Here is a 17007-nt window from a genome sequence, read left to right as displayed (position 1 = left end):
TGTACGGGAGACGGCGACCGGTCGTGGAGCGGCGCGATGCGGAGCGGCTTCTTCAGTGTGCACCGCGCGCGCGGTTCCTCCGGGGCCGGTCGGGGTCGTCAGGGCGCATGACGCCAGTGCGCGGCGAGGTCGCTCCACAGGTGTGCGGCGGTCTCGACGCCCTTGAGGAGGAGGTCCAGCTCGACCTTCTCGTTGGGCGCGTGCCAGCCGTCCGAGGGGACGGAGATGCCAAGGAAGAGCACGGGGGCGTCGAGGACCTCCTGCAGGTCGGCGGCCGGTCCCGAGCCTCCCTCACGGGTGAAGCGGACGGGCTTGTCGAAGGCTCGGCCCATGGCGCGGACCACGGACCGCAGGGCGGGGTGGTCCAGCGGGGTCAGGCAGGGGCGCGTGGCCGGGCTGAACGCGATCTCGTACCGGACGCCGGCGGGCGCCTGCTCGGCGACCCAGGCGCGGACTGCCTTCTCGACATGGTCGGGGTCCTGGCCTGCGACGAGCCGGAAGGACAGTTTCACGAACGCCGAGGACGGGATGATCGTCTTGCTGCCGGGTCCCTGGTAGCCGCCGCCGATGCCGTTGACCTCGGCCGTCGGGCGGGCCCAGATCCGCTCCAGGGTGGTGTGCCCGGCCTCCCCGTGGGCTGCGTGCGACCGGGCGGTGCTCAGCCACTGGTCCTCGTCGAAGGGCAGCTCGGCGAAGAGCTCCCGCTCGCGGTCGGTGAGCTCGACGACGCCGTCGTAGAAGCCGGGGACGGCCACGCGCGCGTGCTCGTCGTGCAGGCCGGCGACGAGGCGGGCGATCGCGGTCGCCGGGTTGGGCACCGCCCCGCCGAAGGAACCGGAGTGGATGTCCTGGTCAGGGCCGAGGAACCGGATCTCGCACTCGGCGAGGCCGCGCATTCCGGTGCACACCGTGGGGGTGTCCTCGGACCACATGCCGGTGTCGGAGACGATCACGGCGTCCGCGGCGAGCCGCCCGGCCCGCTCTTCCACGAGGGCCCGGAAGTTCGGGGAGCCGGACTCCTCCTCGCCCTCGATCAGCAGCTTGAGGTTGACGGCCGGCGCGGTGCGGCCGGTGGCGGCGAGGTGGGCGCGGACGCCGAGGGTGTGGAAGAAGACCTGTCCCTTGTCGTCGGCCGCCCCGCGCGCGTGGAGGCGGTTTCCGCGGACGACGGGCTCGAAGGGATCGGTGTCCCAGCCGTCCTCGCGGGCGGCGGGCTGCACGTCGTGGTGGCCGTAGACCAGGACGGTGGGCGCCTGCGGATCGCCGGAGGGCCATTGCGCGTAGACGGCCGGCGCGCCCGGCGTCTGCCAGACCTCGGCGGTCGGGAAGCCGGTCTGGAGGAGCTTGGCGGCGAGCCAGTCCGCGCTGCGCCGTACGTCGGGGGCGTGGTCGGGCTGTGCCGACACCGACGGGATACGCAGCCATTCGGCGAGGTCGTCGAGGAAGGCGGCGCGATGCTGCTCGACGTACGTGCGGACGGCGCTGACGGCACTGTCAACGGGATGGCTCATGGTCACGAGCCTATCGGCCCGCGCCGGCGTCCTCGCCGGGCCCCGGTGCGGGGCCCACGCGCCCGGCCGGTTCGTCGCGGCCGTTCCCGGCGCCCTCCTTCCCGGTCAACAGGCGCTCCAGAGCGGGACGATCGGGCAGCTCCTCCGGTCGTACGACGTCACCGGTGCGCACGTACAGGAACGCCGCTGTGACGGATTCCACGGGCACTCCCTGCTGCTCGGCCCAGGCGAGCCGGTACAGGGCGAGCTGGAGGGGGTCCGCGGTGTGGGCACGGTGGGTCTTCCAGTCGACGATGTCGTACGTGGCCGAGTCGCCGTCGCCCTCTTTGTAGACGGCGTCGATACGGCCCCGGACGACGCGGCCGGCGAGGGCGACCTGGAAGGGGGCCTCGACCCGGTAGGGCGTGCGGTGGGCGTACTCGGTGCGCTCGAAGGCCTCCTTGAGGGCCTCGAGGTCGCGTTCGTCATCGATCTCGGCGTCGTGGCCCGGCAGTTCGTCCGGTTCCAGCAGGGGGAGCGTCAACTCCTCGAAGCGGGCCTCCACCCAGGCGTGGAACCGGGTGCCCCGGCGTGCGGCCGGTTGCGGGGGGCGTGGCATGGGGCGCGCGAGTTCCTGCGCGAGACCGTCCGGGTCGGCGGCCAGGCGCAGGACCTGCGAGGCGGTCAGGCTCGTCGGCAGGGGCACGTCCGTGACGGTCCGGCGGGTACGCAGCAGTTCCCCGGCGAGCGCGTCGAGGTCGCGGTCCCAGGAGGCGACGGTGCGGGCCTCCTCCGGGGTGAGGGAGTTCCGGCGCGGGCGGGGTCCGGGGGGCCTGGTCGACCTGGGGGGCCTGGGCGCCTCAGGGGCTGCCCCCTGATGAGGGACCGACGGGTGGACGGCGGGACGGACGGGGCGGTGGACGGGGGAACCGGCCGAGCCCCGCTCGTGCCCGTCCGCGGGGTCGCCCTCGGCCGGCCGGGCTTCGTGGGGGGCAGCACCGGCCGACCCGTCCTCGAAGGGGCCTTGGCCGACGGGGTCCGCATCGAAGGGGTCCGCGTCGAAGGAGTCCGCGTGGAAGGGGCCGTCGTCAAAGGAGCCCGCGTCGAAGAGGTCCTCGTCGAAGGGGTCGTCCTCGTCGTGGGGCGGCTCGTCGTCGTCCGGTGGCGGCGGCCAGTCGGGGTCGTCGTGGGCGTCCGGGTCGTGGGCGGCACGGGGGCGGTCGTCCTCGTGCGAGGCGAGGTCCTCGAGGTCCTCCAGGTGGGCGAGGACGGTCTCGGCGGCGGCGCGGCGGCGGGCCAGGGCCGCGTCGTCCAGCGGGAGCGGCCAGACCTGGTCGACGCTCGCCCGGTGCAGGGCGGGGTTCTCCCCGTCCTCCTCCGGCGGGTCGGCCCAGACCTCGATCTCGCCGTGTCCGGCCGCGCAGTGGTCGTGCAGGGCCAGCAGGAAGTCGGACGGGCCGCGGGGCTTCTTCTGGGCGGGTCCCCACCAGTGGCCGGAGCCGAGGAGCAGGGACCGCGGGCGGGTGAAGGTGACGTAGCCGAGGCGGAGTTCCTCGGTGTGCTGGTGGTCCTTCATGGCCTCGTGGAAGGCCTTCATGCCCCGGGCGTCCCAGGAGGCGAGGTCGGGGAGCGTGTCGGCGTCACCGCGCAGTGCGTGCGGCAGCACCTTGGCCTGCGCGGTCCACTTCTCGCGGCCCTGGCCGCTGGGGAACGTGCCGCTGACCAGGCCGGGGACGGCCACCACGTCCCACTCGAGGCCCTTGGACTTGTGCGCGGTGAGCACCTTGACGGTGTTCTCGCCGCCCGGAAGGGCGTTGTCGAGGCCCTTCTCGTACTGGGCGGCGGTGCGCAGGAAGCCGAGGAAGGCCAGCAGGCTCGCCTCGCTCTCGCCGGCCGCGAACGAAGCGGCGATGTCGAGGAAGTTGGACAGGGTCTCCCGGCGGCGGGCCGCCAGGGCGTGCGGGGACGCCGAGAGTTCGACCTCGAGGCCGGTGACGGCGAGGACGCGGTGCAGGACGTCCATCAGGGGATCGGCGAGGGAGCGGCGCAGGTCGCGCAGTTCGGCGGCGAGGCGCGCGAACCGCACGCGCGCGTCCGGCGAGAACGGCAACCCGTCATCGTCCCCGCCGGCGCCGCCGTACAACGGCGTCTCCAGGAAGGTGTCGAGGGCGTCCGCGAGCGATATCACCTCGGACGGGTCCACCCCTTCGACGGCCTCGGCGAGGCGACGGTCCGGGTCGGCGTCGCCCCCGCGCGCGTGGCCGACGAGCCGCCGGGCCCGTCGGCCGAGGAGAGCGAGGTCGCGCGGTCCGATGCGCCAGCGCGGGCCGGTGAGCAGGCGGACCAGGGAGGCGTTGGCACCGGGGTCCTGGAGGACCTCGCAGACGGCGACCAGGTCGGCCACCTCGGGCAGGTGCAGCAGACCGGACAGACCGACGACCTCGACGGGGACGTCCCGCGCGACCAGCGCGCCCTGGATCTGCGCGAAGTCGGTGGCCGTCCGGCACAGGACGGCGATCTCACCGGGCGCCTTGCCGGTGCGCACCAGATGGGCGATGGAGTCGGCGATCCAGTCCATCTCCTCGGCGTGGGTGGCCAGCAGGGCGCAGCGGACCACGCCGTCGCGTTCCGCACCGGGAGCCGGGCGCAGCGCCTCCACGCCCGCGTGCATGGCGCGCAGCGGTTCTGCGAGGCCGTTGGCGAGGTCCAGGAGGCGGCCGCCGCTGCGGCGGTTCTCGCTGAGCGACTGGCGGCGCGCCCGGCTGCCGTCGGTGTGCGCGAAGTGCTCGGGGAAGTCGTCGAGGTTGGCGACGGAGGCGCCGCGCCAGCCGTAGATGGCCTGGCAGGGGTCGCCGACGGCGGTCACGGGGTGGCCCGCGGCGCCGCCGAAGAGTCCGGCGAGGAGCACCCGCTGGGCGACGGAGGTGTCCTGGTACTCGTCGAGGAGGACGACGCGGAACTCGTCGCGCAGGAGCGGGCCCACCTCGGGCACCTGGGCGAGCCGGGCCGCCAGGGCGATCTGGTCGCCGAAGTCGAGCAGGTCGCGCTCGCGCTTGGCGGCCCGGTAGCGCAGCACCAGGTCGGCCAGTTCGCGTCGGGCGGCGGCCGCTTCGGGGGCCTTGCGCAGGTCGGCGTTGGTGAGTCTGACGCCCTCGAGGGTGTGCAGCAGTTCCGCGTCCCACGCGCGCAGGTCCTCGGGGCGCACGAGGTGTTCGGCGAGTTCGCCGTCGAGCGTGAGGAGGTCGCTGATCAGGTCGGCGAAGGAGCGGGTGAGCGACGGGTAGGGGCCCGGGGCCTCGCGCAGCACGCGCGCCGCGAGCTGGTAGCGGGTGGCGTCGGCGAGCAGGCGGGAGGTGGGTTCCAGGCCGATGCGCAGGCCGTGGTCGGCGAGGAGGCGGCCCGCGAACGCGTGGTAGGTGGAGATGACCGGCTCGCCGGGCGGGTTGTCCGGGTCGATGACGTCGGGGTCGGTGACGCCCGCCCTGACGAGGGCCTTGCGGACGCGTTCGGCGAGTTCTCCGGCCGCCTTGTTGGTGAAGGTCAGGCCGAGGACCTGCTCGGGGGCGACCTGGCCGGTGCCGACCAGCCACACCACGCGTGCGGCCATCACCGTGGTCTTGCCCGACCCGGCTCCGGCCACGATCACCTGCGGGGCGGGCGGCGCGATGACGCAGGCCGTCTGCTCCGGGGTGAAGGGGATCCCGAGGAGCTCCTTGAGCTGCTCGGGGTCGCTGATGCGGGCGGGCATGGGGAGAGGCTAGCGGCGGGCACCGACAGTCGATGACAAATCACCCGCCGCGGGGAGATGCGTGCAGGTCAGCGCGGGTGGTGCGGTCCGTCACACCGTCCGCCCCGCCCACGGCTTTCCCGTCCGCCCCCGCACACGCCACCCGTCCGCCCCCGCACATGGCTTCCCCTCCGCCTCACTCGACGACGTGACGCCCTTCGGGCCGGGCGCTGCACGAGGCGCGGAACGCGCAGTGGGTGCACTGCTGGCCGGCGGTGGGGGTGAACCGCTCGTCGAGGACCTTGCCGGCGGCCGTGGCGAGGAGTTCGCCGACCCATTCGCCTTCCAGCGGCTCCTGCGCCTGCACCTTGGGCAGCGCTTCGCCGCCGTCCCGCCTGGCGGCGCCCTGGCGCAGTTGGACGAGTTCTGCGCCGCCCGGTTCGGGGCGCACCCCGTCGAAGGCGTCGTCGACGGCTCCCTCGCGGACCGCGAGCTGGTAGACGGCGAGCTGGGGGTGACGCTGGACCTCGCGCGCGGTGGGCGTCTGCTTGCCCGTCTTGAAGTCGACGACGTAGGCGCGGCCGTCGCCGTCCGCCTCGACGCGGTCCATCTGGCCGCGGATGCGCACCTCGTAGTCGCCCGCTTCGAGCGTGACGTCGAAGTCGTGCTCACTGGCGACCGGTGTGCGGCCCATGCGGTCCGTCACATGCCACTGGAGGAAGCGTTCGAGCGCCACGCGTGCGTGCGCCTTCTCCTGTGTGGACTTCCACGGCGCGTCGAAGGCGAGGGCGTTCCACACGGAGTCGAGGCGCTCCATGAGGACCTCGAGGTCGGCCGGGGTGTGCCCGGAGGCGACCTCGTCGGCGAGGACGTGCACCACGTTGCCGAAGCCCTGGGCGGCCGTGGCGGGCGCGTCGGCCTTCACCTCGCGGCCCAGGAACCACTGCAGGGCGCAGGTGTTGGCGAGCTGGTCGAGAGCGCTGCCGGAGAGCACGACGGGCTGCTCGCGGTCGCGCAGCGGCACCTTGCTCTCGGTCGGCTCGAACATGCCCCACCAGCGGTACGGGTGGGCGGCGGGCGCCAGGGGCCGGCCCTCCTCGTCGGCGAGCGCGGCCAGCCGGGCTAGACGGCGGGCGGCCGCCTCCCTGAGGGGCGCGGAGACGCGCGGGTCGACCGTGGTGGCGCGCAGTTCGGCGACCAGCGCGGCGACCGACAGGGGCCGGCGGGGGCGGCCGGTGACGTCCTTCGGTTCAACGCCGAGTTCGGTGAGGAAACGGGAGGGCTGGTCGCCGTCGTCGGCGGGCGCCTTGACGGCGGTGACGACGAGACGGTCCCGCGCGCGTGTGGCGGCCACGTAGAAGAGGCGGCGTTCCTCGGCGAGCAGCGCGCCCGGGGTGAGCGGCTCGGCAAGTCCGTCGCGTCCGATGCGGTCGGCCTCCAGGAGGGAGCCGCGGCGCCTCAGGTCCGGCCACAGGCCTTCCTGGACGCCGGCCACGACGACCAGACTCCATTCCAAACCCTTGGCGCGGTGGGCGGTCATCAGGCGTACGGCGTCGGGGCGCACGGCACGGCGGGCGAGGGTGTCGGCGGCGATGTCCTCGGCCTCGATCTCGGCCAGGAAGTTCAGCGCGCCCCGTCCGCCGGTGCGTTCCTCCGCGCGCGCGGCGGTGGCGAACAGCGCGCACACCGCGTCCAGGTCGCGGTCGGCGTTGCGGCCCGCCGCGCCGCCGCGCCGGGCGGCCCGTTCCAGGCGCGTGGGCCAGGGGGTGCCGTCCCAGAGGTCCCACAGCGCCTCCTCGGTCGTGCCGCCGCCCGCGAGGCGTGCGCGGGCCGTGGCCAGCAGCGCGCCGAGGCGCTGGGCGCCGCGCGCGTACGTCGGGTCGTGGGCGACGAGGCGCTCGGGCTCGGCCAGGGCGCGCGCGAGCAGTTCGTCGGAGGGCGGCGGCAGCGGGTTGCCCGCGGTCCGTTCCTCCTCGCGCAGGGCCCGGCCGAGGCGGCGCAGATCGGCCGCGTCCATGCCGGCGAGGGGTGAGGCCAGCAGGGTGAGCGCGGTTTCGGTGTCGAGCCAACCGGGCGCCTGCCCGGCATCGCCGGACCCCCCGGCTCCGGTCGCCGCGCCGCGCGCGTCGTCGGGGGTCGCCGTCGCGGACGCCTCCGCCGTGGCCACCGCGCGCAGGGCCGCCAGCAGGGGCGCCACCGCGGGCTCGTGGCGCAGGGGGAGATCGTCGCCGTCGATGTCGAGGGGGACGCCGGCGGAGGTGAGGGCGCGGCGGACCGTCGGGATCGTGCGCGATCCGGCGCGCACCAGGACGGCCATCTCGCCCCAGGGCACGCCGTCCTCCAGGTGGGCGCGGCGCAGGATGTCGGCGATGTTGTCCAGTTCGGTGCCGGGCGTCGGATACGTGTAGACCTCGACGCGGCCGCCGGCGCGTGCGGCGGTCAGGTCGCGGTGCGCGCGGACCTTCTCCGACGGCAGCCGGGTCAGGGGCATCCGCTGCGTCAGCAGCCGGGTGGCGTCCAGCAGGGCCGCGCCGGAGCGCCGGGAGGTGCGCAGCACCTCGACGGGGGCGGGACGGCCGTCGGGGCGGGGGAAGGCGTACGGGAACTCCAGGATGCCGTTCACGTCGGCGCCCCGGAAGGTGTAGATCGACTGGTCGGGGTCACCGAAGGCGACCAGGGTGCGGCCGCCGCCGGCCAGGGCGTGCAGCAGGCGGACCTGAGCCGGGTCGGTGTCCTGGTACTCGTCGACGAACACGGCGTCGTAACTCGCGGCCAGCCGTTCGGCGACCTCGGTGCGGTGGGCGAGGAGCACCGCGCGGTGGACGAGTTCGGCGTAGTCGATCACTCCGTGCAGGTCGAGCACGTCGAGGTACTCGGCCAGGAAGGCGGCCGCGGCCCGCCAGTCGGGGCGGCCGATGCGGTGGGCGAACGCGTCCAGGGACGTGGGGTCCAGGCCGAGTTCGCGACTGCGGGCCAGCACCGCGCGGACCTCGTCGGCGAAGCCGCGGGTGGTGAGGCAGGCGCGCAGTTCGTCCGGCCAGCGCACATGGGCGAGGCCGAGCCGTTGCAGGTCGAGCTGGCCGGCGAGCAGCTCGCGCACGGCCACGTCCTGTTCGGGACCGGACAGCAGCCGCAGCGGCTCCACGAACAGGTCGACGTCCTGGTGGGCGCGGACCAGGGCGTAGCAGTACGAGTGGAAGGTGGTCGCCTGGGGCGCGCGGGCGGCGCCCATGCGCCGCGCCATCCGGTCGCGCAGCTCGACGGCCGCCTTGCGGCTGAACGTGAGGACGAGGATGCGCCCGGGGTCGCCGCCGCGGGCGATGCGGGCCGCCACGGACTCGACGAGCGTGGTGGTCTTCCCGGTGCCCGGGCCCGCGAGGACGAGCAGCGGGCCGGGGCCGTGGTCAACCACCGAGCGCTGTGCGGCGTCCAGACGAGGGGGATCCACCCGGGCGGCCGGGGTACGCACCAGTCGGTAAGCGCCACGGTTCCCCTGTCGCCCCTGGTGGGGCGACAGGCGCCTGGTGGAGGAAGATGTGCTCACGTGGTTCGCCGGTCCTGGTGGGTGTGCTGGTCGACGGATCGTCGCCCGGGAAGGTCGGTGATCGCGGGATGAGAGGGACGCGTGCCGCCGACGCTACGCCGACGGCCGGCCCGGAAGGACGACTTCCGCTTCTTCCCTCGGGCCCCGCACGTCTCGGGCACCCCTCGCCCCACGAACGTACGCCATGCCACGGACGTGCCCCGTACGCACTGTTTCGCCCGTACGGGCCACAGGCGCCCCCCGGTCCCGTCCGATGGCGGAAGCTGTCAGGTGTGACCCGCAGCGCGTTCGCCGCCGTCCCATCTCGCCCGTCTCATGTCGAGACGCGGGACGTGTCCTTCCGCGGCCCTGCTCGCCGCCTTCAGCGGAGTGCCCTCGGTGCGGTAGCGCTCGAGCGCCCGCAGCTCGTGTCCCGGGAGCAGCGCCCCGTCCGCGCGCACGACACGCCACCACGGGACGGCGCCGCCGTAGAGCGCCATCATCCGGCCGACCTGTCTCGGACCGCCCTCCTCCAGCCACTCGGCGACGTCCCCGTACGTCATGACCCGGCCGGGCGGGATCAGCTCCGCGACCTCGAGGACCCGCTCGGCGTACTCCGGCAGCGCCCGCGTGTACTCCGCGCGGGCGTCGTCCGGAAGGCTCTGCTCGCTCATCCGCCCCATCCTGCCCCACCGCACCGACAATGCGACGGGCTCGCGACGCAGTGTGACCCTCGCTCCCCGGCGAGGCTTCGGGCAGACTGTGCGCCCCCGCATTTGCACCCTGATGCCCCCGTGTGTCGGCGGGACATGCCACCATCGTGCGGGCGGTGACCGGTGATACGAGACCGAGAAGAGACGATGAAGCAGCAGGGCGTGCACACAGAGGACGCGCGGGGCGCCTCTGCCGCCGCGTCGCGCCCGGACGTCCCCGACGAGCTGCGGGAGGAGGTGCACATCGACGAGGTCGAGGGTGACGAACCCCTGCTCCCCGCGCGCGTGCACCGCCCTTCCGACCTGATGCGGCTGATGATCGGCGTGCTCGCCGTCATCGTGCTCCTGGGCATCGCCGCGTTCGCCCACGGAACCACGTCGGGCCTCGAGCAGGACATCAACAAGGGCACCGGACAGGCGCCCGACCTGCTCATCAAGATCGCCGGCCTGGCATCCAGCATCGCGATCCTGCTGGTCCCGGTCGCGTTCGCGATCGAGCGTCTGATCAAGCGGGACGGGCTGCGCATCGCCGACGGCGTGCTCGCCGCCGTCCTCGCGCACGGTGTGACGCTCGCCACCGACCTGTGGGTCGCGAAGGCCGCTCCGGGCTCCATCCAGGAGGCGCTGACCCAGCCCTCCCCCGGTGACATCCACGCCCTGACCGACCCGGTGCACGGTTATCTCGCGCCCGTCATCGCGTACATGACGGCCGTCGGCATGTCGCGCCGCCCGCGCTGGCGCTCGGTGCTGTGGATCGTGCTGCTCCTCGACGCCTTCTCGATGCTCGTCACCGGCTACACGACACCGTTCTCGATCATTCTGACGGTGCTGATCGGCTGGACGGTCGCGTACGGCACCCTGTACGCGGTCGGATCACCGAACGTGCGGCCCACCGGACGGACGCTCATGGCGGGTCTGCGGCACGTCGGGTTCCGCCCGGTGAGCGCCGCCCGCGAGGAGACGCCGGACGCGGCCGAGGGCGACCGGGGCAGACGCTACTTCGTCACCCTGGAGGACGGACCGCCGCTGGACGTGACCGTCGTCGACCGGGAGCAGCAGGCGCAGGGCTTCTTCTACCGCGCGTGGCGCAACCTGGCCCTGCGCGGCTTCGCCACCCGCAGCAGTCTGCAGTCGCTGCGCCAGGCTCTGGAGCAGGAGGCGCTGCTCGCCTACGCGGCCATCGCGGCCGGCGCCAACGCGCCGAAGCTGATCGCGACCTCCGAGCTGGGCCCCGACGCGGTGATCCTCGTCTACGAGCACACCGGCGGCCGCACCCTCGACTCGCTTGCGGACGAGGAGATCACCGACGACCTGCTGCGCAACACCTGGCACCAGGTGCGGGCCCTGCAGTCACGCCGCATCGCGCACCGCCGGCTCGCCGGTGACGCGATTCTGGTGGATCGTTCCGGCACGGTGATCCTCACCGATCTGCGCGGCGGCGAGATCGCGGCCGGCGACCTGCTGCTGCGCATGGACGTCGCCCAGCTGGTGACGACACTGGGCCTGCGGGTGGGCGCCGAGCGCGCGGTGGCCTCCGCGGTGGGCGTGCTGGGGCCGGACGCGGTCGCGGACTGTCTGCCGATGCTCCAGCCCATCGCCCTGTCGCGCTCCACGCGCGCGACGCTGCGCCGTCTCGCCCGCGAGCGCGCGCAACGCGAGCGGGAAGCGGTTCTCGAAGCCTCCCAGCAGGCCAAGCAGGCCCGCGCGGAGGCCGCCGAGGCCGACACCGAGGCCGCCGTCGCGGAGAAGCCCGGCAAGAAGGCCGTGCGCGCGGAGGCCCGGGCCGAGAAGCGGGCCATCGACGAGGCGCTGGAGGGGGCGCGCGAGGAGGACCTGCTGACGCAGATCCGCCATGAGGTGCTGCTGATCCGCCCCCAGGCGCCGGTCGAGCCCGCCCGGCTGGAACGGGTGCGGCCGCGCACCCTGATGAGCTTCATCGCCGGCGCCATCGGCGCGTACTTCCTGCTGACCCAGCTCACCCACATCGAGTTCGGCCCGCTGATCGCCAACGCCGAATGGGGCTGGGTCGCCGCGGCCGTGCTGTTCTCGGCGGTGAGCTACGTCGCCGCCGCGATGAGCCTGCTGGGGTTCGTGCCGGAGCGGGTGCCGTTCCCGCGGACCGTGGCCGCGCAGGTCGCCGGGTCCTTCGTGAAGATCGTCGCGCCGGCCGCCGTCGGCGGCGTCGCCCTCAACACACGCTTCCTGCAGCGCGCGGGTGTCCGGCCAGGACTCGCGGTGGCCAGCGTCGGCGCCTCGCAGCTCTTCGGGCTCGGCTGCCACATCCTGATGCTGCTGTCCTTCGGCTATCTGACCGGCACCGAGAAGACGCCGTCGCTGTCGCCGTCCCGCACGGTCATCGCGGGTCTGCTCACGGTCGCGGTGCTCGTGCTCGTGGTGACCTCGGTGCCCTTCCTGCGCAAGTTCGTCTCCACGCGCGTGCGGTCGCTGTTCGCGGGCGTCGTGCCGCGCATGCTGGACGTGCTGCAGCGGCCGCAGAAGCTGGTCACCGGCATCGGCGGCATGCTGCTGCTCACGGCCTGCTTCGTGATGTGCCTGGACGCCTCGATCCGTGCGTTCGGCGACGAGTCGACCTCGCTCAGCATCGCGAGCGTCGCCGTCGTCTTCCTCGCCGGCAACGCGCTCGGCTCCGCGGCGCCGACGCCGGGCGGAGTCGGCGCGGTCGAGGCGACCCTGACCGTCGGCCTGATCGCGGTGGGTCTGCCCAAGGAGGTCGCCGCGCCCGCGGTGCTGCTCTTCCGGCTGCTGACCCTGTGGCTGCCGGTGCTGCCCGGCTGGCTGGCCTTCAACCATCTGACCCGCAAGGGCGCCCTCTAGTGCCGTGAGCGCAGGCTCGCACGGTCCTACCCCGGACGGCCCGCGTCCCGCGCGCGTGCCCGCGTGCGACCTCAGGATGGGATCATGCCGATCCCCTCCCGCCCGCGTGCCGCCGTCGTGACCGCCACCGCTGTGCTGCTCGCCCCGCTGGTGGCGGGCTGTGCGCAGGACGCACGGCCCGGGGATCTGACGGAACAGAAGCTGAGCTGGAAGAACTGTCCCGCCCCGTCCCAGTCGGAGGGCGGCGGCAGCGCACCGTCTCCGCTGCCGGACGGCGACCCGTGGCAGTGCGCCACGATGAAGACGCCGCTCGACTGGGACGACCCCGGGGGCGACACGATCGACCTCGCGCTGGTCCGGGCCCGGACGAGCGGCGACCGGAGCCGGCGCATCGGATCGCTGATCTTCAACTTCGGCGGCCCCGGCGGCTCGGGCGTCTCGGCCCTGCCCGCGTTCGGCGACGAGTACGCGACCCTGCGCACCCGGTACGACCTGGTCAGCTTCGACCCGCGGGGGGTGGGCCGCAGCGCCGGTGTGCGGTGCGAGAACGATCAGCAGCTCGACGCGTACTTCCAGCAGGACGCCACCCCCGACGACGCCACGGAACGCACCTCACTGCTGGACAACACCCGGAAGTTCAACGCGGCCTGCGAGAAGAACTCGAAGAAGATGCTGCCGCAGGTGCGGACCACGGACGCGGCCCGCGACATGGACCTGATGCGCCAGGTGCTCGGCGACGACCGGCTGCACTACTTCGGCATCTCCTACGGCACCGAACTGGGGGGCGTGTACGCCCATCTGTTCCCGAAGAAGGTGGGACGGGCCGTCTTCGACGCGGTCGTCGACCCGACCCAGACGTCCGAGCAGGGCTCGCTCGGCCAGGCCAGGGGTTTTCAGCGCGCGCTCGACAACTTCGCGAAGGACTGCACGTCGAAGACACGGGACTGTCCCGTCGGGGACACCGCGCAGGACGTCGAGGCCCGTATCGCCGATCTGCTCGAGCGCCTCGACTCCAAGCCCATCCCGGGGATCTTCCCGCGCGTCCTGACCCAGAGCGCCGCGACCAACGGCATCGCGCAGGCGCTGTACTCGAAGGACTTCTGGGAGTACCTCACCGAGGGCCTGGAGCAGGCCTACGACGGCGACGGCCAGATTCTGATGCTGCTGTCCGACCTGATGAACGGCCGTAGCGAGAACGGCGAGTACAGCAACGTCGCGGCCGCCAACGTCTCCATCAACTGCGCCGACGATAAGCCGCGTTACTCGACCGCCTACGTGCAGAAGAAGCTGCCGGAGTTCCGGGCGGTCTCCGCGCTGTTCGGCGACTTCATGGCCTGGTCGATGGTCGGCTGTACCGACTGGGCCGTGCCCGGGGCCGCCGACCACCCGGACGTGAGCGCCCCCGGGTCCGCGCCGATCCTCGTCGTGGGCAACACCGGCGACCCGGCGACCCCGTACGAAGGGGCGCGGAAGATGGCGGACGCGCTGGGCCGGGGCGTCGGGGTCGAGCTGACGTACAAGGGACAGGGCCACGGCGCCTACGGCGGCAAGAGCCCGTGTGTGCGGCGGGCGGTGGACGGCTACCTGCTGAACGGCAGGACGCCGGCCGACGGCACCGTCTGTTCCTGACGGCGGACCTGCGGAAGGCATCGGATTCCACCGCACCCCGCCGGGCGCGCGAGGCCCGTCGGCCCCACCGCACCCGCCGCGTCACCGAGCCCTCGACCACACGTATGCGCAGGTCAAAGGGTTATCCACAGGCTCGGACGGTCGGGGCCGAGGACGCCTACCATGGCCTGAAAGCCGTTCGCCCCTGAGCGTGGACGGCCTGCGAGGGGGGAGGCGCGCATGGCGCGATTCGCACGGTGGACGGTGTGGGGAGCCGCCGTCGCACTGCTGGCCGCGGGCTGCAGCGGCGGCGCGTCGGGCGACGGGGCGGGCGGCAGAGGCGGTACGGCCGACGCACGGCCCCCGGCCGGCTCCGCCTCAGCCGCGGCCACCCCTTCGGCGGCCCTGCCCGCCGCACTGACCGGCCAGACACTCGACTGGGGCCGGTGCGGGGCCACCGAGGACTCCTCCGCCCCGGGCGACGACTGGCGGTGCGCCACGCTGAAAGCGCCGCTGGACTGGTCGAAGCCCGGCGGCCGTACGATCGATCTCGCCCTCGTGCGCGCCAAGTCGCGTGCCGGGGACGGCGACCGCATCGGTTCGCTCCTGTTCAACTTCGGTGGCCCCGGCTCCTCGGGGGTGTCGATGCTCCCCTCCTACGGCTCGACGGTCTCCTCGCTCCGCGAACGCTACGACCTGGTGAGCTGGGACCCACGCGGGGTGGGCGCGAGTGAGGGCGTCCGCTGCCGCGGCGACAAGGACATCCAGGCCGCCGAGTCCCTCGACTCCACTCCGGACACCCCGGCAGAGGAACAGGCGTTCTTCCAGGACGCCACCGCCTTCGGCGAGGGGTGCCGGAAGGCCGCGGGCCCGCTGCTGGCCCACGTGTCGACCACCGACACCGCCCGCGACATGGACCTGATGCGCCAGGTGCTCGGCGACCGGAAGATGCACTACTTCGGCATGTCGTACGGCACCGAACTCGGCGGCGTGTACGCCCACTTGTTCCCTCGCAACGTCGGCAGGCTCACTCTCGACGCGGTCGTCGACCCGAGCGCCGACGCGGTCGGCCACGCCCAGAACCAGGCACGCGGCTTCCAGCGGGCGCTGGCGGACTACCTCACGTCGACCGGCCAGGACCCCGGGAAGGGCAGCGCGAGGATCGCGGCCCTGCTGGACCGGCTGGACGCCCACCCGCTGCCCGGGTCGGACGGACGGGAGCTGACGCAGGCGCTCGCGGTCATCGGCATCGTCCTGCCGTTGTACAGCGAGGCGGGCTGGCCGAGGCTGACCAGCGCTCTGGAAGCCGCGCAGGCCGGGGACGGCTCCGAGCTGCTGACGCTCGCCGACCGCTACAACGAGCGGGACTCCTCGGGGCGCTACGGCACGACGGTCCACTCCCAACGGGTCATATCGTGCTTGGACGACCGGCAGCGGCCGACCGCGCGGGAGACGAAGCTGCTGGTGCCGAGGTTCGAGAAGATCTCTCCCGTGTTCGGGGACTTCCTCGCCTGGGACACGGCCGGCTGGTGCCACGACTGGCCGGTGGCGGGGCAGTACGACACCCCGGAGGTGAGCGCGGCGGGCGCGGCGCCGATCCTGCTGGTCGGCACCACCAGGGACCCGGCGACTCCCTACGAGGGTGCGCGGAAGATGGCGGACGAGCTCGGCAAGGGCGTCGGTGTGCTGCTCACCTGGAAGGGCGAGGGGCACATCGCGTACGGAAGCGGAAGCTCGTGCGTCGACTCGACGGTGGACGACTACCTGCTGAAGGGAGTGGTCCCGCGGGACGGCACGGTCTGCTCATGACGGCGGCGGGGGCCTCGCGCACTCCTGGTGCGCCAAACCCCCGCCGATCCCGTCAGGAGGCCCGACGGGCCTGCCGGGCCGGTCGAACGCCCGGGTCAGTAGACCGGCTTGCTCGGTTCGATCTGGTGGACCCAGCCGATCACGCCGCCGCCGACGTGCACGGCGTCGGAGAAGCCCGCGGACTTCAGCACGGCGAGGACTTCCGCACTGCGGACACCCGTCTTGCAGTGCAAGACGATCTTCTTGTCCTGCGGCAGGCCCTCCAGGGCGGTGCCCATCAGGAACTCGTTCTTCGGGATCAGCCTGGCGCCCGGGATGGAGACGATCTCGTACTCGTTCGGCTCGCGGACGTCGATGATCTCGATGCTCTCGCCGTCGTCGATCCACTCCTTGAGCTGCTTGGGAGTGATCGTCGAGCCGGCCGCCGCCTGCTGGGCCTCCTCGGAGACGACGCCGCAGAAGGCCTCGTAGTCGATGAGCTCGGTCACCGTCGGGTTCTCGCCGCAGACCGCGCAGTCGGGGTCCTTGCGGACCTTGACCTGGCGGTACTGCATCTCCAGGGCGTCGTAGATCATCAGGCGGCCGACCAGCGGCTCGCCGATGCCCGCGAGCAGCTTGATCGCCTCGTTGACCTGGATGGACCCGATGGACGCGCACAGCACGCCCAGCACGCCGCCCTCCGCGCAGGAGGGGACCATGCCCGGCGGCGGGGGCTCCGGGTACAGGCAGCGGTAGCAGGGACCGTGCTCGGACCAGAAGACGGACGCCTGACCGTCGAAGCGGTAGATGGAGCCCCACACGTACGGCTTGTTCAGCAGCACGCACGCGTCGTTGACCAGGTAACGGGTCGCGAAGTTGTCGGTGCCGTCGACGATCAGGTCGTACTGGCTGAAGATGTCCATCACGTTCTCGGCCTCGAGCCGCTCTTCGTGAAGGACCACGTTGACGTACGGGTTGATGCCGAGGACGGAGTCACGGGCGGACTCGGCCTTGGAGCGGCCGATGTCGGCCTGGCTGTGGATGATCTGCCGCTGCAGGTTCGACTCGTCGACCTCGTCGAACTCCACGATGCCGAGCGTGCCCACGCCCGCGGCGGCCAGGTACATCAACGCCGGCGAGCCCAGGCCGCCGGCGCCCACACAGAGCACCTTGGCGTTCTTCAGCCGCTTCTGCCCGTCCATCCCCACGTCGGGGATGATCAGGTGGCGGGAGTACCTGCGGACCTCGTCTACGGTGAGCTCGGGGGCCGGCTCGACCAGGGGTGGCAGCGACACGGGGACTCCGTTGGTCGGTCAGTCATGA

The 17007-nt window shown here is 73.1% G+C and carries 8 protein-coding genes; 3 read left to right on the top strand and 5 right to left on the bottom strand.

Annotated features, from left to right (window positions below; all coding sequences use genetic code 11):
- Positions 1-98: 98 nt before the first annotated feature.
- From QF032_RS25935 to QF032_RS25920, 4 genes are all read right to left on the bottom strand, one after another.
- Positions 99-1511 carry a dipeptidase gene (locus tag QF032_RS25935; protein ID WP_306949397.1) on the bottom strand — a complete coding sequence of 471 codons (1413 nt, stop codon included), beginning with the start codon at positions 1509-1511 and terminating at the stop codon, positions 99-101.
- A gap of 10 nt (positions 1512-1521) precedes the next feature.
- A complete protein-coding gene (locus QF032_RS25930) occupies positions 1522-5238 on the bottom strand; it encodes a UvrD-helicase domain-containing protein (RefSeq protein ID WP_307057673.1) in 3717 nt (1238 codons plus the stop codon).
- A gap of 175 nt (positions 5239-5413) precedes the next feature.
- A complete protein-coding gene (locus QF032_RS25925; protein WP_307057671.1) occupies positions 5414-8761 on the bottom strand; it encodes an ATP-dependent helicase in 3348 nt (1115 codons plus the stop codon).
- Between the two features lie 266 nt (positions 8762-9027).
- A complete protein-coding gene (locus QF032_RS25920) occupies positions 9028-9414 on the bottom strand; it encodes an MGMT family protein (protein ID WP_307057669.1) in 387 nt (128 codons plus the stop codon).
- A gap of 186 nt (positions 9415-9600) precedes the next feature.
- Between QF032_RS25920 and QF032_RS25915 the strand changes: the two genes are divergently transcribed.
- The 3 genes from QF032_RS25915 (at position 9601) to QF032_RS25905 (ending at position 15705) form a co-directional block, all read left to right on the top strand.
- Positions 9601-12288, top strand: a complete 2688-nt coding sequence (locus tag QF032_RS25915; RefSeq protein ID WP_306949400.1) for a lysylphosphatidylglycerol synthase transmembrane domain-containing protein — start codon at positions 9601-9603, stop codon at positions 12286-12288.
- Positions 12289-12372: 84 nt separating this feature from the next.
- Positions 12373-13917, top strand: a complete 1545-nt coding sequence (locus QF032_RS25910) for an alpha/beta hydrolase (protein ID WP_307057667.1) — start codon at positions 12373-12375, stop codon at positions 13915-13917.
- A 219-nt stretch (positions 13918-14136) separates the two neighbouring features.
- Positions 14137-15705 (top strand): alpha/beta hydrolase, encoded by a 1569-nt coding sequence (locus QF032_RS25905; RefSeq protein WP_307057665.1) that lies wholly within the window; start codon positions 14137-14139, stop codon positions 15703-15705.
- 95 nt (positions 15706-15800) lie between these two features.
- Here QF032_RS25905 and moeZ read toward each other — a convergent pair whose 3' ends face one another.
- A complete protein-coding gene (gene moeZ, locus QF032_RS25900; protein WP_307045730.1) occupies positions 15801-16979 on the bottom strand; it encodes an adenylyltransferase/sulfurtransferase MoeZ in 1179 nt (392 codons plus the stop codon).
- Positions 16980-17007 lie beyond the last annotated feature (28 nt).

This window comes from Streptomyces achromogenes (genome assembly GCF_030816715.1).
Taxonomy (GTDB): Bacteria; Actinomycetota; Actinomycetes; order Streptomycetales; family Streptomycetaceae; genus Streptomyces; species Streptomyces achromogenes_A.
This window is presented reverse-complemented; position numbering and strand designations above follow the sequence as displayed.

Excerpts from the sequence above, each read along its gene's own strand:
- QF032_RS25935 (WP_306949397.1), bottom strand. The coding sequence starts at position 1,511 with ATGAGCCATCCCGTTGACAGTGCCGTCAGCGCCGTCCGCACGTACGTC.
- QF032_RS25930 (WP_307057673.1), bottom strand. The coding sequence starts at position 5,238 with ATGCCCGCCCGCATCAGCGACCCCGAGCAGCTCAAGGAGCTCCTCGGG.
- QF032_RS25920 (WP_307057669.1), bottom strand. The coding sequence starts at position 9,414 with ATGAGCGAGCAGAGCCTTCCGGACGACGCCCGCGCGGAGTACACGCGG.
- QF032_RS25915 (WP_306949400.1), top strand. The coding sequence starts at position 9,601 with ATGAAGCAGCAGGGCGTGCACACAGAGGACGCGCGGGGCGCCTCTGCC.
- QF032_RS25910 (WP_307057667.1), top strand. The coding sequence starts at position 12,373 with ATGCCGATCCCCTCCCGCCCGCGTGCCGCCGTCGTGACCGCCACCGCT.
- QF032_RS25905 (WP_307057665.1), top strand. The coding sequence starts at position 14,137 with ATGGCGCGATTCGCACGGTGGACGGTGTGGGGAGCCGCCGTCGCACTG.